Below are 23,459 nucleotides of genomic sequence, written 5' to 3'. Positions count from 1 at the left end.
GACTCGGGTCACTCCCGCGGTGCGCGCAGCACGTAGCCGACGCCGCGCTTGGTGTGGATCAACGGAGCGACGTCGCCGACGTCGATCTTCCGCCGCAGGTAGGAGATGTAGCTCTCCACGATGCCGGCCTCACCCCGGAAGTCGTAATCCCAGACGTGGTCGAGGATCTGGGCTTTGGACAGCACCCGGCCCTGGTTGAGCATGAGGTAGCGCAGCAGCTTGAACTCGGTGGGGGAGACCTCGATCACCTGGCCGGCGCGGCGTACCTCGTGCGAGTCCTCGTCGAGCTCGAGGTCAGCGACCTGCACGGTCGAGCGAGAGTCGTCCTCGACGTGGGTGCGACGCAGCACCGCACGGATGCGGGCGACGACCTCCTCCAGGCTGAACGGCTTGGTCACGTAATCGTCCCCACCGACGGTCAGCCCCTTGACCTTGTCCTCGACGGCGTCGCGGGCCGTCAGGAAGACGATCGGCAGGTCGATGCCGTTGCCGCGCAGCTTGCGGGTGACGGTGAAACCGTCCATGTCCGGCAGCATCACGTCGAGCACGGCGAGGTCGAGCGGGTGCTCGCCGGCGACGGTGAGGGCCTCGTTGCCGTTGGCTGCGGTGTGCACCTCGAAACCGGCGAACTTCAAGCTGGTTGCGAGCAATTCGCGGATGTTGGTCTCGTCCTCGACCACAAGGAGACGTGCTTCCGGTGAGTTCATGCCCGTCACTGTGACCTCCGACGCTGGGAATTGTCTGAGAGTCCCATGATATTGCTCCGGAGGCCGGTGGAGAGTTGCCGAAACGGCTCGGCAAATGTACTTAGCTGTGTTAATGAGTTATGCTAAGTATCGTGACTCCTGCCGAACGAAGACAACTCGCGGTCGATCTCCGGTCGGTCTGCATGCGGATCAGCAGGCGGGTCCGGTTTTCCGGAGGCTCGGTCCTGCCACCGCACCAGGTGTCGGTGCTGGGAAAGCTGGAGACGCAGGTGCGCACCCCTCGCGAACTGGCCGAGCTCGAGTGCGTCAGCGCCCCGTCGATGACGCGCACCGTCAACGCACTGGTCGACCAGGGCTACGTGCGCCGTGAGTCCGACCCGGACGACGGGCGTCAGGTGCGGCTGCAGATCACCCCGGAAGGGCGCAAGAAGCTGCTCGGCATCAGGCGGTCACGTGACGAGTGGGTACATACCCGGATACGCAACATCTCGGACGAGGAGTGTGACGTGCTGCGTCAGGCAGCGGACATCCTGGACAGGGTGGTGTCCTCCACATGAAAATCACCCCACGAAGTTTCTCCCCCGCTCCGCTCCTCCGAATACTTCGCGGGGACCCCGAGTGAGTAGAAGCCGGACGTTCGCGTCCCTGTCCGTCTACAACTACCGCGTCTACTTCGCCGGCGCCCTCGTGTCGAACATCGGCACCTGGATGGGGCGCACCGCCCAGGACTGGCTGGTCCTCACCCAGTTGACCGACCACGACTCCACCGCCCTCGGCATCGTCACCGCGCTGCAGTTCGCGCCGGTCGTCGCCCTCGCGCCGTGGGCCGGCGCGATCACCGACCGCTTCCCCAAGCGCCGGGTGCTCTTCGGCACCCAGACGGCGCTCGCCGTCACCTCCGCACTGCTCGCCGCCCTCGTCCTCGGCGGCGTCGTGCAGTTGTGGCACGTCTACGCGCTCGCGCTGCTGCAGGGCGTGGCGACCGCCCTCGACAATCCGGGCCGGCAGGCCTTCGTCTCCGAGATGGTCGAATCCGACCTGCTCAGCAACGCGGTCGGCCTGAACGCCACGTCGTTCAACGCGGCCCGCCTCATCGGCCCCGGCATCGCGGGCCTCTGCATCGGCCTGCTCGGCACCGGGCAGACGCTGGTCTTCAACACGTTCTCGTTCGTGGCGGTTCTCATCGCGCTCAAGGCGATGCGTCCGCGCGAACTGATGCCGGCGCCACAGGTCCGCGGCAAGGGCAAGGTCCGCGAAGGCCTCCACTACGTCAAGCGCCGGCCGGACATCATGCTCATCATGTTCATGGTCTTCATGCTCGGCACGTTCGGCATGAACTTCCAGCTGACCATCGCGCTGATGGCCACCACCATCTTCCACAAGGGCGCTGCCGAATACGGCCTCCTCGGCTCGGTCATGGCGATCGGCTCGCTCGCCGGTGCGCTGATGGCTGCACGCCGGCAACGGCCGCGACTGCGGATCGTGCTGGGGTCGCTCGCCGGGTTCATGGTCTTCTCCGCATTCGCGGCACTCGCCCCGTCATACCTGCTCTTCGCGGTGTTCCTCATCCCGACCGGACTGTGCGCGATCACCTGCCTCAACACGGCCAACGCCACCGTGCAGCTCAGCGTCACGCCGGTGATGCGCGGCCGGGTGATGGCGCTCTACATGGCGATCTTCATGGGTGGCACGCCGGTCGGTGCGCCGCTGATCGGCTGGATCGGGTCGGCGTTCGGCGCGCGGTGGACCATCCTCGTGGGCAGCGTCGCCACGGCGGCTACCGTGGTCGGCACGATGGTCTATCTGATGCGACGCGATGACCTACGGGTCCGGCTGGAAGGGCGGCCGATCCCGCACTTCGAGGTGCGGCACCGTGACGGCACCAGCGCCGATCTCGCCAGTCAGCGCGTCGCATGATGTCCCCGCGCACCCAGCGCCTGGTGGTCGTCGTCGCGCTCGTCGCCCTGGTCGGTGTGGCGATCCTGGGCGCGATCCTCTAGACGCGCCGGTCAACCGAGTTGGGCCGTCAGCCGGCGGCGGGTGTCGTCCAGTCCCTCGAGGACGATGCGGCGCAACGCCTGCGGCGCGTCCTGATGTATGGCGAGCCACTTCTCGGCCGCCACGACGACCGGGTTGTCTTCGAAGCCCTCGGCCACGGTGGTTCGCGGAAAGAGCCCGGCGGCGAGCCGGGTCGCCATGGCCATGGTCTGCTGTTCCCACCACCGGCCGACTTCCTCGAAGTACGGATCGATGAAGCCGGCGGTGTCCTCCTCGGAGCCGGTCACGAACCCGGCGAGCAGGGCACGCTGCCGGTCGTTGGTGAGCGTGGTGTCGGTGGTGAGTTCCCGCCATACCCGCTGCTTGACCGTGGCACCGGGCAGGGAAGCCAGTGCACGATCGCGCGCGACCGCGCCGCTCATCGTCGGGTCGGCCCCGTATTCGTCGTGCAGCCGGGCCTCGTCGACCGCGCCGAGTTCCGCGAGCGCCGTCAGCAGCTCCCAGCGCAGCGACGGAGTGAGCTCCAGGCCGGTGACGGAACCGTCGAGGGTCCGGCGCACCGGCTCCTCGCCGGCCGGGGAGAGTCCGCCGGTGATGGCGAGCGCCTGAGCCCACGCGCGCTGCAGGTCCGAACCCGACGGTGCCGCCCCGAGTCCGTCGGCGACTGCGGCGACCAAATGTATTGCAGCTTCAGCGCGTTCGGCCGGTGGGAGATAACCGGTGAGCGCACCGCGCGCCTGGCGGAGGACGAGGGCGAGCAGGCCGGCATCCGACTCGGTCCGGGCGTTCCGCTCGACCGCGATCAGGTAGTGGCCGGCGTGCAGTTCGGCATCGCGCACGGCGTTCCAGAGCGCCGACCAGACGACCGCCCGGGTGAGGGTCGGCTCCAGGGACGAGAGGTCGGCCAGCAGTGTCATGACCGACCGGTCGTCCAGGCGCAGGACGGCGTAGGTGAGATCGTCGTCGTTGGCGACGACCACGTCGGCGCGCGTGCCGGCCGGGAGCGGGACGGCGACCTTCGGGGCGTCGAGGGTCATCTCGACGCGTGCCGTGCGCTCCAGACCGTCGGCGGTCCGGCCGAACGTCGACACCACGATGCGGTGCTTGCGGTCGATCGGTGCGCCGGTCAGCCGGTCGACGGATTCAGTTGTGAGGTAAAGCTCTTCGCCCTCGCGGGCCACCCGGATCTGTGAAGGCCCGGTGGTCTCCAGCCAGGTCGGCACCCAGCTCGACAGGTCCGTTTCGCTGCTGTCCTGCAGCGCGTCGATGAGGTCCTGCAGCCCGGTCGAGCCGAAGGCGTGCCGCTGGAAATACAGCTGTGCCGCGGGGAAGAACGCGTCGCGACCGGCATACGCCATCAGCTGCTTGAGCACCGACGCGCCCTTGGCGTAGGTGATGCCGTCGAAGTTCTGCCGGGCGGCTTCGAGGTCGGGGATGTCGGCGACGATCGGGTGCGTGGTCGGCAACTGGTCCTGCACGTAAGCCCATTGCTTGCGGCCGAGTGCGAAGGTGACCCACGGGCCGGAGAAGCCGGCGGCCTCGGTCGCGGCGAGGTAACCCATCAGATCGGCGAACGACTCCTTGAGCCAGGTGTCGTCCCACCAGCGCGGGGTGGCCAGATCGCCGAACCACATGTGCGCCATCTCGTGCATGATGACCTCGGCCCGCGACTCACGTTGGGTCTCGCTCGGGGTGCCGCGGAAGATGTAGCTGCCCTCGCTGAAGGTGACCAGCCCGGGGTGCTCCATCGCACCGATGTTGTATTCCGGCAGGAAGATCTGGTCGTATTTGCCCCAGGGGTAAGGGAATCGGAAGTTCTCGTCGAAGAACGTCAGACCCTGCTTGGTGATCCGGAAGATCTCCTCCGACTCCAGGTGCTCGGCCATCGAGTCGCGGCAGATGGCTCCCAGTGGAACCTCGAGAACGCTGCCGTCAGGGCGCTCGGCCCGCCATACATCGTGGACCTCGTGGAAGGGACCGGCGGCCACGGCGGTGAGGTATGACGAGAGCGGCAGTGTCGGCGCGAACGTCACCGTGTGCACGGTGTTCCGTGCGAGGTCCTCGGCGACCGCCTGGTTGCTGAAGATCCGGCAGTTCGCGGGTGCGGTCACCGAGAAGGTGAAACGGGCCTTGAGGTCCGGCTGCTCGAAGCAGGCGAAGGTGCGGCGGGCGTCAGTGGGCTCGAAATGCGTGTAGGCGTAAGTCTTCTCGTCGACGGGATCGGTGAAGCGATGCATTCCTTCGCCGGTGCGGCTGTAGCGGCAGCGCGCCTCCACGACGACCTCGTTGACGACGTCACCCGTGCGCAGCCCGTCGACGGTGAGGCGCCCGCCGTCATACGCGATGTCAGCCGGGACACCGTTGACCGAGACCGAGGTGACCTCGTCGGCGATCAGATCGAGCCAGGTCGACGCGTGCGTGCTGGTGAAGCGGATCGTGGACCGGGAGCCGAAGGTCGTGGCGTCGGACCGGTCCAGCTCGCTCAGATCGAGGTCGACCCGGTGGGTGTCGACGGCGATCCGGCGACCGCGCAGCGCGCAGTCGTCACGAGTGAGGTTGAGGTCGCGGGCAGCCATACCGGCCATCGTCGCTGATGCCGCCCGGTGCACCGCCTCGGGGGCCACCACCTCCCACGCCGAGAGGCTCACCAACGTCCGACAGGCTCACTTGCGCCCGGCCAAATCACCTCTGTAACTGAGCCTCTCGGTGCAGATGTGAGCCTCTCGGCGAAAGGGCATCAGAGGTGTTCCACCACGTAGTCGATGCAGGCGGTGAGCGCGGCGACGTCGTCGGGGTCGACCGCGGGATACATGCCGATCCGCAGCTGGTTGCGGCCGAGCTTGCGATAGGGCTCGGTGTCCACGATCCCGTTGGTGCGCAACGTCTTTGCGACGACGGCGGCATCGACGCCGTCGAAGTCGATCGTGCCCACGACCGGGGAACGCTCGGACGGATCGGTCACGAACGGTGAGGTGTATGGCGTGCGCTCGGCCCACTCGAAGAGGGTGCGGCTCGAGGCGGCGCTGCGCTCGGCGGCCCAGGCGAGACCGCCGTTGCCCAGGATCCAGTCCAGCTGCGCCGCCATGAGGCCGAAAGTGGCGACGGCAGGGGTGTTGTAGGTCTGGTTGAGACGCGAATTGTCCACACAGACCTGCAGATCCAGGATCGCGGGCGTCCACCGCTGCCCGGTCAGCTCGGCGATGCGGGCCAGTGCCGCCGGCGACATGACGGCGAACCAGAGGCCGCCGTCGGCGGCGAATACCTTCTGCGGCGCGAAGTAATAGACATCGGTCTCGGCGATGTCGACCGGCACCGCACCTGCGGCCGAAGTGGCGTCCACCAACATGAGCGCGTCCCCGGACCCGGGCACGCGGCGGACGGGCGTGACCACGCCGGTCGAGGTCTCGTTGTGCGCCCAGCAATAGACGTCCGCGTCCGGCGTGGCGCTCAGCTGCATCGACGTGCCGGCCGGTGCCTCGCTGACGACCGGGTCGCCCAGGAACGGCGCCTTGCGCGCGACGGTGGCGAACTTCGCGCTGAACTCGCCGCAGACCGCGAACGCGCCGAGATCGCGGATGAGCCCGAACGAGGCTGCGTCCCAGAGGAGATTGGTGCCGCCCATGCCCACGACGATCTCGTAGCCGTCCGGCAGGTCGAAGAGTTCCATGAGCCCGGAGCGCACCTCACCGACGAGATCCTTGACCGGCGCCTGCCGATGCGACGTGCCGAGCACCGTCCGCCCTTGCGACAGCAGCCTGTCCAGCTGCTCGCTGCGCACCTTGCTGGGACCGGAGCCAAAGCGGCCGTCCACGGGTTTCAACGAGTCGGGGATGACGAGCTGGTCGGTCACGGGGGACAGTTTGCCAGCGGTAGCGTCGGGTCCATGCAGCCGATCACACGTTGGGACTACGCGGGCGAGGGCCTGGACGAGCACGATCTGCCGGCGGCGCCGCTGCCGCTGGTCGAGCAGTGGGTGCGCGATGCCGTGGACCGGCAGGCCGCCAGGGGCGATGTGCCGGAGCCGGACGCGATCTCGGTCGCGACCGTCGACGTCGCGGGCCAGCCGCACGTACGGACGGTGCTGATGCGTCACCTCGGCGCCGACGGGCCCGGCTTCTACACCAACTACACGAGCCGCAAGGGCCGCGACCTGGAGGACAATCCGAACATCGCGGCGGCCCTCACCTGGCCCTCGATGTTCCGTGCCATCCGCTTCGTCGGGGTCGCGCACCGGATGACCGCCGAGCGGTCGGAAGCCTACTTCCGCAGCCGGCCGTACGGGTCGCGCATCGGGGCGTGGGCCTCGGAGCAGTCGCAGCCGGTGGCGAGCCGTGCGGAACTCGAGGCGGCGGTGGCGGCATACGAGCAGAAGTGGCCGGACACCGGAAGCCCGCAGGATGTGCCGCTGCCCGACTTCTGGGGCGGGTATGTGGTGCACTGCGACGAGGTGGAGTTCTGGGCCGGGCGCAGAAGCCGGCTCCACGACCGGCTCGTCTTCGTCCGCACCGGCGAGGGTGACCTGGCCGATCCGGCGAGTTGGAGTGTGCAGCGCCGCCAGCCGTGAGAGCACTTGGTCTCGATAGGCCCTCCGCCGGCGCTCCGCGCTACTCGACCAGCGTGTGCGGACATCGGACAGCCCGTGGGTTGCCGGCACGAGTGCCGGCGAGCGCGATAGACGAGATCGCGCCACCCACGGGCTGCGGTGGCTGCGTTGGAGTAGCTACCGAACGTCCGTTTCGTCGGTCCACCGGAGGTGGCCGGCGACGAATACGAAGGCTGCGCTAGCGCGCAACCACCTCACGCGTCCTTTGAGAATTCACTCTTGGACCACCTCCTTTCTCGTGTGCCACCACGCTAGAACGGGTTGCCGGATCCTGGCAACGGATTAACCCGCGCCGACGAGATCCGGCCGGCGGCCAGAGATCGGAGACAAAGAACGGCTGGCGCCCAGGGGAGGTGCGCCAGCCGTCCGAGCACTGCTGCGAACAGCGTGCTCACCCCGTCCGCAGTGCGGACGGTTCGGGAAGCCGAGGGTCAGGGGGGAGGAGCCCCTCGGCCTCCATGGAGAAGAACGTAGCGCCCCTACCTGGGATTCCCGAATCAATCCAGGAATATTGCGCGGAAGATGCCAAATGGCACCGGTCCGTCCTAAGTGGCAGGCTTGTGCGTGTGAGCGACCTGATCGACACCACCGAGATGTATCTCCGCACCATCTTCGACCTCGAAGAGGAGGGGATCGTCCCGTTGCGCGCGCGCATCGCCGAGCGTCTCGGACACTCGGGACCGACTGTTTCCCAGACCGTGGCACGGATGGAGAGAGACGGTCTGCTCACGCTCGCCGGCGACCGGCACCTGGAGCTCACCGAACGCGGACGGCTGCTGGCCGTGCGGGTGATGCGCAAGCACCGACTTGCGGAGCGGTTGCTCGTCGACGTGATCGGCGTCGAGCTCGAGTTCGCACACGACGAGGCGTGCCGGTGGGAGCACGTGATGAGCGAGCGGGTCGAACGCAAGATCCTCGGCCTGCTGGACGAGCGGCACATCTCGCCCTACGGCAACCCGATCCCCGGCCTGGAAGAGCTGGGTGAGGAGGAGACCCGGCTGCACTTCCGTGACGGCGTGCAGTCGCTGACCGAGGTCGTCACCGAGGAGCCCGCCAAGCACGTCGTCCGCCGGGTGGGCGAGCCGGCGCAGGCCGACCAGGAGGCGCTCAGTGTGCTGACTGCCGGCGGCATCACGCCGGACGCCACGGTGCTGACCCAGCTGGAGGGGGACCGGGTGCTCGTCAAGGCCGACGGCAGCGACGCGGTCTCGCTCCCGCGGGACGTCGCCATGCACGTCTTCGTCGACAGCCAGTGACGTCCGGCACGGCGCGATTGGTTGGCGTCATACCTTTCGACAAGCAATTCGTGACCTCGCTGTGACATTGTCGTGACGGTTGTGTACCGTTACCTCCGGCTCGCCGACCGGTGAGCTCCCGGAAGGCAACGCCGAGTCCTGCCAGCCGTCCGGGTGAGCGATTCCGCCAGGCAGGAGCGGGGGACCCAAGATCGGGTGGCGAACGTCATCCTTGGGGCGAAGTAGCGGCGCAGCACCACGGGGATTGCTGCACCGAGACCGGGCATCTTCGGCCCGAGCCCGACAGCTCACCTCGTAGGCGACGGAGAGGTTCTACGTGTCCATTCTTGGTCCCCGCGGTCGCCACCGCGCCCAGAGCAAGCTGTCGACCACTTTCAACTCGACCGCCCGTGTGTCCGCGACCGTCGCCGTTGCCGGCGGCCTGGTCGCGTCGATCGCTGCTCCGCAGGCCGCGAACGCCGCCACCGGTGTCGCCTCCATCTCGGGTGCGAGCACGGTCGACTTCGCCGCGCAGACCGCACGCGCTCAGGCGCTGGCCCACCCGCTGAAGACGACCCGCGCCCAGCAGCAGCTGGGTGCCGTGCCCGCGCAGACCGAGCTCGCCTCGGCGGTGCAGGCGAAGACCTTCGTCGTTCCGAAGCCGGTCGTTCGGCCCCGCGTCTCGACCGTGTCGCGTTCGACGACCCGCCCGACGCCCACCCAGCCGGTGCAGCACTCCCAGCCCGCGCCGCCCACCCCGCCGAAGGCCAACCCGACGCCGGCCCCGCCGGCAGCCACCGGCGGCATCGTTGCCATCGCCGAGCGTTTCATCGGTTCGCCCTACGTCTACGGCGGCTCCAGCCCGGCCGGCTTCGACTGCTCCGGCTTCACCTCCTACGTCTACGGCTTGGCCGGCAAGTCCCTGCCGCGCACGGCGACTGCTCAGATGCAGGTCGCGACCCGCGTGAGCAGCCCGCAGCCGGGTGACCTGATCTTCTTCGGCAACGGCAGCTACGCCTACCACGTCGCCATCTACATCGGCAACGGCATGATGATCGACGCCAACCACCCCGGTGGTTCGGTCGGCATCCGCGCCATCTACAGCGGTGTGTCCGGTTACGGCCGCATCTGAAACATCAGCCATTCTGCGAACCCGTCGTGCTCCTCAGGGCGCGGCGGGTTCGTGCGTCCAGCCCATCCCTGCAGCCCACCAGACAGGATCCCGTATGTCGTCGTTGTCCGAGACCTTGCTCGCGGCGGACCGCCGCCCCGCCGTCGTCGCCGATCTGGTGTCGGTGATCGACGCCGAGGTGAAGGGCAAGAAGGGGCTCGGCGGGGTCGCCGTCAAGGGCGGGTATGCCGCGGTGCGCAAGGTCAGCCCGACCATCGCGGCCAGTGCCACCGATCGCATGTTGCCGGACTTCGCTGCCGCCCTCCAGCCGTTCTGGGACGACTTCGACGGCACGGGTGACTTCGGCGCCTACCTGGCCGACCGAGGCGACGCGGCCTCGGATGCGCTGCTGGCGGTGACCGACGCACGCGCCGCAGCGACGGACCGCGAGCCGCTACGGCGCGCCTACAACGGGTTGCGCGGCAAGGCCAAGGGACACGTCGAGCAGGCGCTGCCGCGGCTCGGGCAGGTCGTGCAGCAGCACGCGTCCTGAGCGGCGCTCACCAAGGTCTGATAGACCTGCGATATGTCTGATTCGCTGACCGCCACCACCGTGCACCTGACCGGCGAGGACGGGGCCGACATCGAGGCCTATCTCGCCACCCCCGACGCAGACCTGCCCCGGGGCGGAGTCGTCGTCATCCACCACATGCCCGGTTACGACCGGGCCACCAAGGAGATGGTGCGTCGCTTCGCCGAGCTGGGCTATGACGCGATCTGTCCCAATCTCTATTCCCGCGAGGCGCCGGGTGCGGAGCCGTCCGACGCTGCTGCGACGGTCCGGGCCGCCGGCGGCGTCCCGGACGACCGCCTGGTCGCCGACGCGAAAGCCGCCGCGGCCCACCTGCGGGCGCTGCCGCACTCCAACGGCAAGGTCGGCATCATCGGGCACTGCTCCGGTGGGCGGCAGGCCGTGCTCGCCGCCTGCCATCTCGAGCTGGACGCGGCCGTCGACTGCTACGGCGCCTTCGTCACCGGCACCCCGCCCGAGGGCTATCCCTTGAGCATCACCAATCTGGTGCCGTTGCTGCCGCAGCTGCGGGCACCGCTGCTCGGCCTCTTCGGCAAGGAGGACAAGTTCCCCAGTCCCGAGCAGGTCGCGGAACTCGACCAGATCCTGACGGCGAACCACAAGCCACACCAGTTCTTTTCGTATGACGACGCAGGGCACGCCTTTTTCGCGAACGACCGGCCGTCATACAACGTCGCAGCGGCCAACGACGGCTGGGAACGCGTCGAGACCTTCTTCGCCGAGCACCTGGGAGCCTGACGCATGTGCACCTACATCACGGTCAAGACCGACATCGACGGCAGCGCAAAAGCACCGGGTGGCACGTGGTTCCGGGTCACCGACGCGGCGGCATACTTCGACCATCCGGTGCACGCAATGGCCGAGCACACGCTCAACCTGGACCTCACCGACCCGAGCGCCGGACCGGGTCAGCGCATCGCCTTGGAGCTGACCGCCGCGTCGGCGCAGCGCATCATCGATGCCATCCAGGAGGCGCTGGACGCGGCACCGGACGAGCTGAAGGTGTGACCCGCAGGCCGGTCAGCCGACGGAGTGGGTCGGCAGGATGATCCCGGTCGAGGTCACCGTGGTGGTCTGGGTCACCGTCGTCGTCTGAGGGGACGCGGTCGCAGTAGTGGTCGCCGTGCTGGTGACCGTGGTGTTCGTCCCCGGTTGCACGACCTTGACCGTCACGGTTCTCGCCGGCTCCGTCACGGTGGTGGTCTCGGTCAAGGTGCTGTCGGCGGCGGGAGTGGCGTCACGCTGCTGGATCACCGTCTGCGTCGGTCCGTCCTGGGTGAAGGTGACGGTTTGCGGACTCGCCCCGTGCCCACCGGTGCCGCTCCCGGCGAGCAGGTAGATGCCGATCGCGCAGATCGCGGCCACACCCGCTCCGAGCAGAGCTCCGGGCAGCAGTCCCGGAGCAGCGCGCCGGTGACGCTCGTCGTCGTAGTAGTCCCCGTCGTCGGCCCACCTGTCCATGAACTCGTCGTTCGCGGACCGCTGCTCGTCGTCCCCACTCGTCGACATGGGTTCAATGCTACGAGCAGGGACGCGCCGGATCGTGCCGCGCGCGCCGGACATCTGCGGCGATGCGGCATGCTGCAGTCATGCACTTCGTCGGCCTCGACCTCGCCTGGGCTGCCCGTAACCCGACCGGCGTGGCCGTCCTCGACGAGTCCGGCGCCCTCTGCCACGCAAGCTCGGTGCGCAGCGACGAGGAGATCGTCGAGGCGATCCGGGCCGCCGTGCCCGGCGACTGCGTGGTCGGCATCGATGCTCCGCTGATCGTCGTCAACGCGACCGGCAGTCGCCCGGCGGAACAGGCCCTGGGCAAGGACTTCGCGGCATACGAAGCGGGTGCACACCCCTCGAACACGGCGAACCCGGCCTTCGCCGGCGGCACCCGCGGCGCACGGATCGCCGGTCTCCTGGAGCTCGACATGGACCCGGCGTCGCACGCCGGTCGTCGCGCCCTGGAGGTCTATCCGCACCCGGCGACGGTGGCGCTCTTCCGGCTGGGCCAGACGCTGAAGTACAAGAACAAGCCGGGGCGTTCGGTCGAGCAGCTGCGCGGTGAGCTCGTCACGCTAATCCGGTTGCTGGAGTCACTGTCCGGCGCCAAGCCGGCGCTGCGGCTGAAGCAGAGCGAGCACTGGCAGCGCCTCGTCGACACGGTGCAGGGGGCGACCCGCAAGGCGCAGCTGCGCAGCGCCGAGGACCCGATCGACGCGGTCATCTGCGCGTATGTCGCGCTGCTCGCGCACCAGGCCCCGGAGCGGGTGCACACCTACGGCGACTTCGCCACCGGTTACATCGTGACGCCCCGGCTGCCGGCCGGCCTCAGCCCGTCGCGTCAGTCGCCGGACCAGCGCAGCCGGGCGCAGCTGGTCAGCGCGGCCCGGCGCGAGTATGCCGTGCTCTTCCCGCGGATCGAGCAGGCCGCGGCGGACGCGGTCGACCTGATCGCCGGCGTGCTCGACGACGCCGGGCTCAACTATCTGACCGTGACCGGCCGTGCGAAAACCGTTGCGTCCTTCGCGGAGAAGGCAGCCCGGGAAGAGGACGGGGTGCTGCTCTACCCGGACCCCCTACGCGACATCGGCGACACCATCGGCGTGCGGGTGATCACCTATGTACGCGGTGACGTCGACGCGGTGGTGCAGCTGCTCGCGGCGGAGACGGAGGTGCTGCACGACCGCGACCTGGGGGAGGAGACGGCGAGCGAGGGACGCTTCGGCTACTCCAGCAGGCACCTCCAGCTGGAGCTCAGTGCCGAGGACCGGGCGGCGCACCCGGAGATCGGGGACCGGCAGATTCAGGTGCAGATCCGGACCGTGCTGCAGCACGCGTGGGCGGAGTTCGAGCACGACATCCGCTACAAAGGCACCATCCCGGACAACCAGCGCCCCGACTTCGACCGCCGCTTCACTCTGGCGGCCGGGCTGCTCGAACTGGCCGATCAGGAGTTCTCGACGATCCGCGACACCCTCCGCTCGGGGGTGGCCGAGGCGGTGCCGAGCACCGCGCAGGCGGACCGGATCTCGTCCCGCGAGCTCGCCGCCTACCTGGCCGGTCAGTATGCCGAGGCGGCCTGGTCGCGTGCCGACCACTACACGTGGATGGCCGGGCTGGTCCATGAACTCGGCATCCACTCGCTCGCGCAACTCGCCGAGGAGTTGCGGCAGGTGGACACGGCACGCATCGACGAACGAATGGCCTATCGGACGCCGCCCGGCGCGGTTCGCCGACTCGACGACGCGTTGCTGCAGCGCTTCGGGGAGGAGTATGTCGCGCTCGACGGCAACGCCCACCGCGTCGGCCGCCTTCAGTCCCGGCTGGCCAAACTCCGCCGCGGAGCGGACTGAACCCGTGCTCAGTCGGACCCGACCACGGCAGCAAGGTTGTCGAGCGACTTGGCCAGCATCTCGGAGGTGGTCGCGCGGGCTCGTTCCATGCGCCGCGGGTCGGTGAGGTGCGTCCAGTCGTAGGTGTGCGTGACCCTCGTGCGGCCGTCGCTGGTCGGTTGCAGCTCCCAGCGCCAGAGGTGCCCGGCCGGCGGCTCGCCAGCAGTGCTGGGGCACCAGGCGATGCGGCGGCCCTCCTCGAACTCCACGACCTTGTTGTCGCGGACCGCCCCGTCCTTGGTGAGCGTCATCTGGAAGATCTCTCCGACGCCGTGCACCCGCTGCCCGGGCGCGGCCGCAGCGAGATTGTCGTTGCCGTCCCACTCCGGCTGCCTGCTGGGATCGGCGATGAACTCGAAGATGGCGGCCGCGGGAGCGGCGATGGTGCGTGTCGCGGTGACGATCTTGTCCTCAGGTGGCTGCGTCATACCTCCATCGTGGCAGGGGCAGCGGCGACGGCTGCGGGAGTGCACGAGTCTTCTGTGAGGACGCCGGCGGTTTGTCGGCGCGTCGGAGCGGGCAGTACGTCGGCATGAAGGCGAAGCAGGTGTATGAGAACGACGGTCTGCGCACGTTCGTGGTGGTGATGGACAAGGGCGACGAGGCGTTCGGACAGCTGGGGGCGTTCGCCGCCGAGCACGAAGTCAGCGCGGCCTCACTGACCGCGGTGGGCGCCGCCCGGGCGGTCACGCTCGGCTACTTCGACCCCGAGATCAGCGACTACCGCAGCACGGAGTTCACCGAGCAGCTCGAGGTGCTCTCGCTGATCGGCGACATCGCCTGGAAAGGCGACCGGCCCGCCATACACGCCCATCTCACCCTGGGCCGCAAGGACAGCTCCACGATCGGCGGGCATCTGCAGAGCTTGACCGTGTGGCCGACGCTCGAGGTCGTCGTCACCGAGACGCCCGCCCATCTCGCCAAGAAGATCGACCCCGAGACCGGTCTGGCACTCATCGATCTGTCGAGCTGAGGGCGTCCCCGTGAGCCGCGAGGGGAGTGCTGGCTCGACTGGTGGTGTCGCGAGACGTCGAGATCTTACTGGTGGTGGAGTGACGCCTTATCGTGTTGCCCTTCCCAGGCCGGAGGGCTCCAATGGCACAGCTGATCTTTGCAGCCAACGTTTCGCTCGACGGCTTCCTCGAGGACGAAACCGGCTCGTTCGACTGGTCCGTGCCCGACGAGGAGGTGCACGCGTTCTGGAACGAGCACGAGCGGCAGATCGGCACGTCGCTCTACGGGCGACGGATGTACGAGACAATGCGTGTCTGGGAGGACGACGACTGGTTGCGTGACGAGCCCGGGGTGGTCCGTGACTACGCCCAGATCTGGCGGGCCGCCGACAAGGTGGTCTATTCCTCCTCGCTCACGAGCGTCTCGACTGCGCGCACGAGGATCGAGCGCCGGTTCGAGCCCGACGCGGTGCGAATGCTGAAAGAGACCTCCGGTTCGGACTTGAGCATCGGAGGAGCATGCATCGCGGCGGAGGCCTTTCGGCACGGTCTGGTCGACGAGTGTGTGCTGCTCCTGTGCCCGGTCTCGGTGGGCGGCGGCAAGCCAGCGCTGCCTCGGGACGTCCGCCTCGACCTGGAGCTGCTGGACCACCGACGATTCGGCAACGGTGTGATCTACGTGCGTTACGGGGTGCGAAACACATCCTGACGAGTGCGGTGCCGAGCATTCGACCGCTCCCGGTAGAAGGCGCCCCTCGTGTTGCCGGCTCTATCCTGAGACATGGCTGCCGCAACCGGCATTGTGGTCAAAGACGCGGATCCCTCCGGCTGGATCGCGCCCGACGTGCTTGGTTACGAGATCCCGCCGTCCGCACAGCAGCAAGCAGCCAGATTCGTCGTCGACATGTTGGCCTCGGTGGCGGATCGAGCCGAGATCACGGTGAGTTCCCCGCCGGCCTGGCTCGATGTCTTCGGCATGATCGTCCCGAGGACTCGGCTCAACATCCGCTGGAAGGCGGAGCGTCCGAGCGTTGGACGGATCCTGGCGGGGATTGGCGCGGCGGTTGCCGTCGACCCACATCACGGTCCGAAGACCGCAGCCGCATCGGTCGCCGCAATCTTCCTGCCCCAATTGCGTCGCCTCTCCGATGAGCAACTCGAGGCCATGCTCCTGCTTCAGCGGCTCACGCGTGGGTCGATCTATCGGCAAGGCGTGAGCATCCGCGACCTGCGCCGCTCCTGGCCAAGTGACAGCGGCTCCACGATTGACGAAGTGGTCGACGACCTGACGCGCGCCGACGTGCTCTACCGTCGCGGCGATCACGTGATCGCGCGGGTTTGAGCACCTGTCGGGATCGGCGACTGCGGAAGCCCTTCAGCACTCAGCGAGCACTGACAGCTCATTGGCGGCGGAATGACGCAGGCCGATCGGGTGGCGCATCTCTCATCCCAAAGGCAGGTGCGCCATCTCGGTGATCGCGCGCTCCATGGTTGCGCGGGCCTCCGGATCCAGTAGAGCAAGCCCGCCCTCACGCATCGCGACGATCTTGGCGACGATCGCGTTCGCATCTTGATCCGCAGCGATTCGAGCCGCGAAGTACACGAATCCCCGGAACTCGATCGCACCTGGCGGAATCAGTAACGCCGAGGTTGCCTCATTGGCTGGAAGCCGAGTGAACCACGCGAGTTCGACAAGCGAGCCAACCGCCCGCACAACCGGCGTGAGCGCAGCACCCGCAAGATAGACGTTCATCGGAGTGTGTATCAGCCACCAAGCGTTCACGGCGGCAAGCACGCACAGCTCTCCACCGACCATCGGACGAGCAGCACGCAGCCAGCAGTTTCCCTGCTCGCGATCAGTCACCTCGATGCCGTTGACCGTCAGGGACTTCAATCCGACTAGCCACAGGTCCGACAAACGATCAGTCGGGGTGAGCACGTCGCACTTGCGCAGCTCACGTTCAATCATTGACCGAATCACGCGCTTCGTCGGCATTGCACCCCCTGGTTGTGCCCCTGCGGCACTATCCCACGACGCAGACGTACGCACATGGTTTTTCCAGACCCTGACGCGGCGAAGTGACGCGGGTCCGAAGGCGCCTTTCCCGGCGGCGCAGGGCATGGCCGGTTGTCCCCGCCTCCATGTCCGACCTTGCCACGCCGGTCCGACACGAGCCAAAGCTGTGGGGCGGCCCGCCGGGGCTTTGGCTCCTGACGGCAAGTCTTATGGCGCCACCCGCAGTCGCCCAGCGTCGACGGCCAGCGAACTCGGATAGTGAAGTCGGGCAATCGCTGCCAACCCGTCTTGATAGACCGAGAGCGCCGGGTCCAGACTTTCGACCGTAAGTATCACATACGCCCGCTGGGTGAGCGGCTCAATGGCGCTGTCGCGAGCAGTTAGCCGAAGCTTCAGTGCCCAGTCCCCCGAACCGTCGATGCCCTGCTTCCAGACTTGCCGATAAGTCTTGACTGGGCTCCATTTTCCCCGGTCAACAAGCGATCGCTCCCAATCATGGCTGCCCCCCATCTTGCCGGCAAACTCCTCCTCGCCATGTTTGAGAACATAGCGACCAAAGGATGGCTCGACGCACGTGCGGACGCATTCTTCGCCGAACGCCGCATCGATAAGAGGTGCATAGGCGACCGTTAGGGTAACGACTGCCCTGATCTTCCGCTTAGAATTGAAGAGGCACTCAGGCATTGGAAAGGGGCGCTTCTCCCAATTGACACCGCTTCTCAGCTCTACTTCATGCACCGTCGTGAACGAGTCAGGGCGATCAAAGAGAGCCATCGACTCGCCCCGCGGGACTCCAGCACCGTAGTAGATCCGATGATCATCCTGGATATCCATGTTGGCCACTGTTGCGCTGTGGATCACCAGCCCCTTGACGAGTTCCGGACGTACCGGATCCACTGCATTTGCGTCCGCCAAGTCCCCCCAGACATTTGCCGCGATTGAGCTCACTATCGGAGTCGCGAAACTTGTCCCCACGGACTCCATTTCCACGTCCTCTGGGCCTATTGACTTCACGCCAAACCCGGACAGCGCACCATGGCCGTCCACGTCGCCAGACCAGTATGTGAGGTCGGGCTTCTGCTGACCGCCGAAGCTGGGTCCTCTTCGGCTGTAGGACGCGACAGCACCTACTGGCGCCATACCCCCCAGGTGCGAGAGCGAACCAACCGTCAAGCTCTGCACTCCTTCGGCTGGTGTCGCCAACGCATCCTCGACTCCGACAGACCCGTCTGGGGGCCAGACCGTCCGGAGGTTGGAGTAGTTTCCGGCCGACTGAACGAACAGGATTCCATGTCTGGAAGAGAGCAGATCCAACTCCTGACTCAGGGTTCCATAGTCAACGGGGTCCATTCGGCAGGGGTTGTTGAACGAGCAGTTCCACACCCTTGGACCCGCCGGACCTGCTTCATCCAGCACTTCCGTAACGCGCTCGATGATGATGTCCTCGGTTATCGGACCCGCCGGCAGGATCTGGGCGTCGTAAACTCGCGCCGGATCACGGGGGAACTCGTCAGTGCCACCGTTGAGGTCACGACTGGCTACGACGAGACCAGCCACGAACGTTCCGTGGTTTGTGTCCAGTTCCGGACCGAGGTCGTACGTCCATCGCCTCTGGATCCAGGGATCCAGCAATCCGGGACTAACACCCGAGTCGAATATGCCGACCAAAGCATCCACGCCATCAGGGCCGGGAATGGCGACCGGACATGCACTGCTCAAGATTCGAAAGCTTTGCTGCGCAATTCGCTCCGGTGTTGCATAGGAAGGCGCCAGGATGGCGCTCCGGATGCCGATCAGGTTGCGGAGGGAATCCACTGTGGCGTCGTCAAGCACCCGAAGATAGAGCGCGGTGCGACTGCGGGAACCAGCGACGGAAATGACAGGAAGGCCCACCTCCGCCAGGTAGTCCTCGAGCGTCTCATTGCTACTGCCCCAGATTGACTGCACCGAAAGCCAAGGAAACAGTTCCACGCGCAACGGACGGTCCGTTGCTCGCGCCTCATCCAGCAACGCGTCAGCGGAATCGGCCGCACTCGCCGGTATTGCGTCCACAACGGGATCCCAGATGCGAAACGAGTCGAACGTCGAGATCGCGAAGGTGTCCGCCTTCGAGGTCCGGCTCGCAATAAGATTCGCCAACGCACGAGAATTCTCAGGAGTTGCGCGGCTGATCATCTCGCCACGCTTCTCGCCAGCAACAGGCGACAGGTCTGCGTCGGCGAGCAGCTTGTAGGGCCGCTTTGACTTGGCCAGAGCCTCGTCCCGTACGCGAATGGCAAGAGGAACGCCCTGCGAGAAGCCGGGCAGGTTGCTGGCAGCCAGGTTCTCGACGGCGGTCAGTTGCTCGACGAACCCTGAACGAAGGGCCGCGTCGACGGGAACGATTGGCGCGGGCGTGCCACCGCCACCTGGCTTGCGCGTGTACTCGCTCCGCTGCGCTGGCAGCAGTACGATCGGTTCGAACTCTGGCATCCCTACCCCCTGATCGCGTTGTTCACCTGTCTCGCGCTGACATTGAAGAGTTCACTCAGCGCCCTGACCGTGAAGATGTTCGGCGCCCACCTTCTCAGGGCAGCGATCTCCGTGTGGTCGTTCTCGAATCGTTCGTACGAGTCGAACCACAGCACTCGCGCCAGCCGACGCAGCATACTGGGCAAGGAAGGCGCGCCACCACCACTCCTGATCGCCATCCGCCCTATGTCCCTGGCTGCGAGCTTGATTCCGGCACCTGACATTCCGTCCGATAGCTCGACCAAACGCGCGAGATCAGCTTCGTTTGGCGTGAACTCACCAAGCGCCACTTTCCATATTGACGAACGCTCCGTCGCGGTCGGGAGATCGACCTTCAATGTGTAGTCGAATCGCCGCCAGGCGGCGGGATCGAGCAACTCCGGATGATTGGTCGCTGCTACCAAGACGGTAGATGGGTGCAGCGCGTCAATGTTCTGCAGCAGGGCGATGACGACCCTTTGCAGCTCACCAATTTCGCGCGAGTCCTTGCGGTCCTTGGCCAAGGCGTCAAATTCATCAAGAAGGAGGACGCTGGGTGTTCCCTCCGCGAACTCAAAGATGTTTCTGATGTTGCGGCTCGTTTGCCCGAGCAGTGACGACACCAGCGCGTCGCTCCGACTCAAAATCAATGGGAGGCCAAGCTCTCTGGCTATCAGAGTGGAGATGCTCGTTTTTCCTGTTCCCGGCGGACCGTAGATGAGCAGGCGATTGGCCGATGCGACGCCTCGTGCCGCCCACGCGTCGTGCATCCGCACCGACTCGAGGAAGTCATCCACCCGGTCTCGAACGTACGGGTGGAGCGCAAGATCGGTTGGAGGTAGTTCCTCCAGGGCCTTGAAGTCAACAACAGCCAGCGTGTTCTCCGCGTCCTTCGGAAGGCGTGGGTTCGTGTATGAGGCACCCACTGCTGGGCTCGGCAGTTTGGCCAGAATTGACCTGACAGCCCGCGCCTGGCGGGGCTGACGATCTTCATCGAGTTTGGTAGCCAATAGACTCGCGTACGCGGACGCCTTGTCTGTGTCGTGCATGAGCGCCGCATCCAAGATCTTGACGACCTCTGACAAATGCTCCATGCAGGCTCCTGGTCTGAGTGGGCACCACCGACGTCCGCGACAAGCCCTCTAGGGTGTTCTGGTACGAAAGTCTAGACTTCTGATCCGCTTGAGCGGGTATCTGGTACGCCAATGCGCCATAGTGTTACATTCGCCTCGGATCGTATCCGCTCGCCCCGACATCGTCCCACGGACATGCGTGACGACGGCTGTCGGGTCGACATCGCCCCGCTCGGAGCGGTCCACACCAGCCTCAAGGGCTCGCCCTGAACGTGACCAACGGCCAAGGGGCCGCCGCGCCCACTGGGTGATCGAGCCCATCGGCGACCGGACGCATCACGACGGGCACGCTATCTGGCGCATACGCGCCCACTCTGGGCGATAGGACGCGGGTCGGCGATCATTCTCTTGGCAGCTGCTATTGAGGTCGTCTTTGTCTGGCTCCGCCACTCCGCCGCAAAGCTCCCTCCGTATGGAGGGCACCAGACGGGCACCGACGCGGATCGCGCCGCGATCGAGCGGGTGAGCGTGCCTTCGGGTGCAGCCACCGTCCGGGTCGGTGTTTCGGCTCCCTAGGACGGGCAAGGCAGGGCCGTGACCCGCATAACACTGTGCCCCCGAGACGATTCGAACGTCCGACACCCGCTTTAGGAGAGCGGTGCTCTATCCCCTGAGCTACGGGGGCGTGCCGGTTGCCCGGCGCCGCCCAGTGTAGGGGGAGGAGGTGCCGGCGGCTGACCGGAGGGCGCGCTCAGCGGCCAGCAGGTTCGCGCGGGGTGATCCGGAACGCTCTCGCGCCGGCATTCCACGCCGCCTCCAGGTCGCGCTCGTCGGGCTCGCCGTCCTGGCCGCGCGCGATCTTGTTGAACTTCGCGAACTGCGGGTTGTCCCGACACATCACGGCATACGCCTCGATGACGCCGTCGCGATCGGTGTACGCGACGACATCGGCTTGCCGGCGAACGCCCATCAGCACGATGTCGATGACGTCGCCGGTGCGCAGATTGCGGCCCCACCCGAACGGCGTGCCCACCAGTAGGTCGGCGCCCTGCCGTGTGTAGGCGACCGGCACCTCGAAGTGCTTTCCGCTGCGGCGCCCGATGATCTCCAGCAGCACGAGCCGTCGGCCGGGTCCGCGGCTCAGCACGGGCAGCCGCAGCAGGGTGCGCATGACACGGTTGACCGCGCCCTGGAAACGCAGGGTCTGTGCGCGTGGTTGTTGGGTCATCCGGGGCTCCCGTCGATCGTCCGACGGTTCCATCCTGCGCCGGATCGCGGCATACGTCGACCGCCATACCGACCCGTACATTTACGATCGGCGGGTGGCATTCACCGGCATCCCCGAGGCGGCCTTCGACTTCTACGACGATCTGGAGGCGGACAACTCCAAGACGTTCTGGAACCAGCACAAGCAGGTGTATGACGACGCCGTCCGCGCGCCGATGGCCGCGCTGGCCGCGGCTCTGGAGGACGACTTCGGCCCGGCCAAGCTCTTCCGCCCGAACCGGGACCTGCGTTTCTCGGCCGACAAGTCTCCCTACAAGACCCACCAGGGGCTTTTCGTGACTGCAGGCACGGCCACTGGTTGGTATCTCGAGGTGTCGGCAGCTGGTGTCCGTTCGGCCGCCGGCTGCTACCACGCGGATTCGGCCGCGCTCAAAGCGATCCGCGCCGGCATCGATTCACCGGACGGCGCGGAACTGCAGCGCTGGCTCGACGACACGGTCGCGACCGGTTGGCAACTGGGCGGCGACCAGCTGAAGACCGTGCCGCGTGGCTACGCCATGGACCACCCGCGCATCGATCTGCTGCGCAGACGCTCACTGGTCGTGTCCCAGGACTACGGGTTCGCGGACTTCGTCCGCACGCCGGAGCTGCTGGACCGGGTGCGGTCCGACTGGGATAAGGCGCGCCCGGTCGTGGACTGGATCGTGCCTCGCCTGCCGAGCTGATCGGGAAGCTCGTCAGCCGTTTCGGAGCAGCCGGGCCAACCGACGACCGTGATCCGCGCCGCGCGCGGCGGCATACTCGCCCTCGGAGGTGACCTGCCGCAGCTCGGCAGCCGACGCATCGCCGGTGCGCAGGTCGATCTGCTCGGACAGATAGCGCCAGAGCACCGCCACCGACGCCGCGACGGGCACCGCGAAGAACGCACCGATGATGCCGAACTGGTCCCCGCCGAACGCGATCGACAGCAGCACGATCGCCGGGTGCAGCGACATGGACCGGCTCTGCAACAGCGGTTGCAGCACGTGCCCTTCGATCTGCTGCACCGCCACGATGATCACCAGGACGATGACGGCCTTGGTGAGGCCGCCGGCCACGAGGGCGACCAGGACGGCAATGGTGCCGGCCGCGAACGCACCGACGATCGGAATGAAACCGCCGAAGAACGTCAGCACGACCAACGGCGCCGCGAGTGGAATCTGCAGCGCCACCAAACCGATGCCGATGCAGATCGAGTCGACGGCGCTCACGATGGCCTGCGTGCGGATGAAGCCCGACAAGGTGTTCCAGATCCGGGTCAGCGCCTCGGTGAGATGCGCGCCTGCGCCCCGGCCGACCGAGACGCGCAACCACGGCAGGAAGCGCGGCCCGTCCTTGAGGAAGAAGAACGTCAGCACGAGTGCAACGAAGCCGTCGATCAGCACCTGACCGGCCAGCGTGATGCCGTTCAGCACCTCGGAGGCGATGCGGTCGCCACTGGCCTTCAGCTTGTCGGTGATACTCGCGGTCGCCTGGTCGATCTGGTCCGGCTGGATGTGCAGCGGGCCGTTCTGCAACTGGTCCCGCAGCTGGTTGACACCGGCGACGGACTGGTCGACCAGGTCGCCCCACTGGGAGGACACCGTGGGCGCCATCGCCGCGATGATGCCGCCGACGACCACGATCGCGAGGAGTATGCCGCCCAGCGCTGCGACGGCCGGCGGCACGCCGTGGGCGCGCATCCAGCGCACCGGCGGCCACAGCACCGTGGTGACCAGCAGGGCGACGGCGACCGGCAACAGGGCCGGCCAGAACATGCCGATGATGTGCAGCACCACCCAGGTCGCCGCCACCACGATGAGGAAGCGGAGCGACCAGCTGGCCGTCCACTTCAGGGCATGGCTGATCACGCCTGCCCGGTCGATGCCCTGGTTGGGGTTGCGGGCGGCCGCCTCCTCGGCGGACGGTGCCGGCTCGTCGCCGGCGTCGATGCGTTCCTCCGTGCGTTTCGCCTCGCGGTCGATCACCGGCTCCGGGTCGCTGGGACGGCGGCGCAGGATCGTCATGGCGGCTCCTCCCAGGTATGAC

23 protein-coding genes, 1 tRNA gene and 1 riboswitch are annotated in these 23,459 nt (G+C 67.1%); of the genes, 13 read left to right on the top strand and 11 right to left on the bottom strand.

From position 1 onward, the window contains the following. Window positions 1–8: 8 nt before the first annotated feature. Window positions 9–707 carry a response regulator transcription factor gene (locus ACN8HC_RS09845; RefSeq protein WP_490074653.1) on the bottom strand — a complete coding sequence of 233 codons (699 nt, stop codon included), beginning with the start codon at window positions 705–707 and terminating at the stop codon, window positions 9–11. Between the two features lie 131 nt (window positions 708–838). Between ACN8HC_RS09845 and ACN8HC_RS09840 the strand changes: the two genes are divergently transcribed. Continuing rightward, on the top strand, window positions 839–1,264 hold the full coding sequence (locus tag ACN8HC_RS09840; protein WP_490074652.1) for a MarR family winged helix-turn-helix transcriptional regulator: 426 nt from the start codon (window positions 839–841) through the stop codon (window positions 1,262–1,264). Between the two features lie 61 nt (window positions 1,265–1,325). Continuing rightward, the gene (locus tag ACN8HC_RS09835) at window positions 1,326–2,624 is read left to right on the top strand and encodes an MFS transporter (protein ID WP_490074651.1); all 1,299 of its coding nucleotides are present in this window, start codon (window positions 1,326–1,328) and stop codon (window positions 2,622–2,624) included. A gap of 92 nt (window positions 2,625–2,716) precedes the next feature. Here ACN8HC_RS09835 and pepN read toward each other — a convergent pair whose 3' ends face one another. Continuing rightward, a complete protein-coding gene (gene pepN, locus ACN8HC_RS09830; protein ID WP_490074650.1) occupies window positions 2,717–5,353 on the bottom strand; it encodes an aminopeptidase N in 2,637 nt (878 codons plus the stop codon). Between the two features lie 89 nt (window positions 5,354–5,442). Continuing rightward, complete coding sequence (gene serC / locus ACN8HC_RS09825) at window positions 5,443–6,555, bottom strand: phosphoserine transaminase (protein ID WP_490074649.1); 1,113 nt, start codon at window positions 6,553–6,555, stop codon at window positions 5,443–5,445. 33 nt (window positions 6,556–6,588) lie between these two features. On the opposite strand from serC, the gene pdxH reads away from it, so the two are divergent. From pdxH to ACN8HC_RS09795, 6 genes are all read left to right on the top strand, one after another. Then, entirely contained in the window at window positions 6,589–7,269 is a 681-nt protein-coding gene (gene pdxH / locus ACN8HC_RS09820) for a pyridoxamine 5'-phosphate oxidase (protein ID WP_490074648.1), read from the top strand. A gap of 605 nt (window positions 7,270–7,874) precedes the next feature. Then, window positions 7,875–8,564 (top strand): iron-dependent transcriptional repressor DtxR, encoded by a 690-nt coding sequence (locus ACN8HC_RS09815; protein WP_490074647.1) that lies wholly within the window; start codon window positions 7,875–7,877, stop codon window positions 8,562–8,564. Between the two features lie 119 nt (window positions 8,565–8,683). Then, window positions 8,684–8,880, top strand: a riboswitch (cyclic di-AMP (ydaO/yuaA leader). Further along, complete coding sequence (locus tag ACN8HC_RS09810; protein ID WP_490074646.1) at window positions 8,881–9,675, top strand: C40 family peptidase; 795 nt, start codon at window positions 8,881–8,883, stop codon at window positions 9,673–9,675. A 94-nt stretch (window positions 9,676–9,769) separates the two neighbouring features. Then, entirely contained in the window at window positions 9,770–10,207 is a 438-nt protein-coding gene (locus ACN8HC_RS09805) for a DUF6918 family protein (protein ID WP_490074645.1), read from the top strand. 33 nt (window positions 10,208–10,240) lie between these two features. Continuing rightward, window positions 10,241–10,984, top strand: a complete 744-nt coding sequence (locus ACN8HC_RS09800) for a dienelactone hydrolase family protein (RefSeq protein ID WP_490074644.1) — start codon at window positions 10,241–10,243, stop codon at window positions 10,982–10,984. A 3-nt stretch (window positions 10,985–10,987) separates the two neighbouring features. Further along, window positions 10,988–11,254, top strand: coding sequence for a DUF6295 family protein (locus ACN8HC_RS09795; protein ID WP_490074643.1), 267 nt, complete (start codon window positions 10,988–10,990; stop codon window positions 11,252–11,254). Window positions 11,255–11,266: 12 nt separating this feature from the next. Here ACN8HC_RS09795 and ACN8HC_RS09790 read toward each other — a convergent pair whose 3' ends face one another. Continuing rightward, window positions 11,267–11,755, bottom strand: coding sequence for a hypothetical protein (locus ACN8HC_RS09790; protein ID WP_490074642.1), 489 nt, complete (start codon window positions 11,753–11,755; stop codon window positions 11,267–11,269). Window positions 11,756–11,835: 80 nt separating this feature from the next. Between ACN8HC_RS09790 and ACN8HC_RS09785 the strand changes: the two genes are divergently transcribed. Beyond that, entirely contained in the window at window positions 11,836–13,593 is a 1,758-nt protein-coding gene (locus ACN8HC_RS09785) for a DUF429 domain-containing protein (RefSeq protein WP_490074641.1), read from the top strand. Between the two features lie 8 nt (window positions 13,594–13,601). Here ACN8HC_RS09785 and ACN8HC_RS09780 read toward each other — a convergent pair whose 3' ends face one another. Beyond that, complete coding sequence (locus tag ACN8HC_RS09780; protein ID WP_490074640.1) at window positions 13,602–14,060, bottom strand: SRPBCC family protein; 459 nt, start codon at window positions 14,058–14,060, stop codon at window positions 13,602–13,604. Window positions 14,061–14,164: 104 nt separating this feature from the next. Between ACN8HC_RS09780 and ACN8HC_RS09775 the strand changes: the two genes are divergently transcribed. The 3 genes from ACN8HC_RS09775 to ACN8HC_RS09765 all read left to right on the top strand — a co-directional run bounded on the left by ACN8HC_RS09775 (window position 14,165) and on the right by ACN8HC_RS09765 (window position 15,927). Further along, window positions 14,165–14,605, top strand: coding sequence for a PPC domain-containing DNA-binding protein (locus tag ACN8HC_RS09775; protein ID WP_490074639.1), 441 nt, complete (start codon window positions 14,165–14,167; stop codon window positions 14,603–14,605). A gap of 122 nt (window positions 14,606–14,727) precedes the next feature. Beyond that, a complete protein-coding gene (locus ACN8HC_RS09770) occupies window positions 14,728–15,294 on the top strand; it encodes a dihydrofolate reductase family protein (RefSeq protein ID WP_490074638.1) in 567 nt (188 codons plus the stop codon). Between the two features lie 72 nt (window positions 15,295–15,366). Beyond that, window positions 15,367–15,927, top strand: a complete 561-nt coding sequence (locus ACN8HC_RS09765; protein ID WP_490074637.1) for a hypothetical protein — start codon at window positions 15,367–15,369, stop codon at window positions 15,925–15,927. Window positions 15,928–16,029: 102 nt separating this feature from the next. Here the strand turns inward: ACN8HC_RS09765 and ACN8HC_RS09760 are convergent, their stop codons facing one another. The 5 genes from ACN8HC_RS09760 to ACN8HC_RS09740 all read right to left on the bottom strand — a co-directional run bounded on the left by ACN8HC_RS09760 (window position 16,030) and on the right by ACN8HC_RS09740 (window position 21,393). Then, window positions 16,030–16,581, bottom strand: coding sequence for a hypothetical protein (locus tag ACN8HC_RS09760; RefSeq protein WP_490074636.1), 552 nt, complete (start codon window positions 16,579–16,581; stop codon window positions 16,030–16,032). Window positions 16,582–16,809: 228 nt separating this feature from the next. Beyond that, the gene (locus ACN8HC_RS09755) at window positions 16,810–19,074 is read right to left on the bottom strand and encodes a S8 family peptidase (RefSeq protein WP_490074635.1); all 2,265 of its coding nucleotides are present in this window, start codon (window positions 19,072–19,074) and stop codon (window positions 16,810–16,812) included. A gap of 2 nt (window positions 19,075–19,076) precedes the next feature. Further along, the gene (locus ACN8HC_RS09750; RefSeq protein WP_490074634.1) at window positions 19,077–20,186 is read right to left on the bottom strand and encodes an AAA family ATPase; all 1,110 of its coding nucleotides are present in this window, start codon (window positions 20,184–20,186) and stop codon (window positions 19,077–19,079) included. A 591-nt stretch (window positions 20,187–20,777) separates the two neighbouring features. Further along, a tRNA-Arg gene (locus ACN8HC_RS09745) sits at window positions 20,778–20,850 on the bottom strand. A gap of 66 nt (window positions 20,851–20,916) precedes the next feature. Beyond that, window positions 20,917–21,393, bottom strand: a complete 477-nt coding sequence (locus ACN8HC_RS09740; protein WP_490074633.1) for a hypothetical protein — start codon at window positions 21,391–21,393, stop codon at window positions 20,917–20,919. A gap of 94 nt (window positions 21,394–21,487) precedes the next feature. On the opposite strand from ACN8HC_RS09740, the gene ACN8HC_RS09735 reads away from it, so the two are divergent. Then, complete coding sequence (locus tag ACN8HC_RS09735) at window positions 21,488–22,117, top strand: DUF2461 domain-containing protein (RefSeq protein ID WP_490074632.1); 630 nt, start codon at window positions 21,488–21,490, stop codon at window positions 22,115–22,117. A gap of 12 nt (window positions 22,118–22,129) precedes the next feature. Here the strand turns inward: ACN8HC_RS09735 and ACN8HC_RS09730 are convergent, their stop codons facing one another. Beyond that, window positions 22,130–23,437, bottom strand: a complete 1,308-nt coding sequence (locus ACN8HC_RS09730; protein ID WP_490074631.1) for an AI-2E family transporter — start codon at window positions 23,435–23,437, stop codon at window positions 22,130–22,132. Window positions 23,438–23,459 lie beyond the last annotated feature (22 nt).

Source organism: Flexivirga sp. YIM B11880, assembly GCF_058148645.1.
Note: the sequence above shows the minus strand (reverse complement) of the source record. Positions and strands in the feature narration are given on the sequence as shown.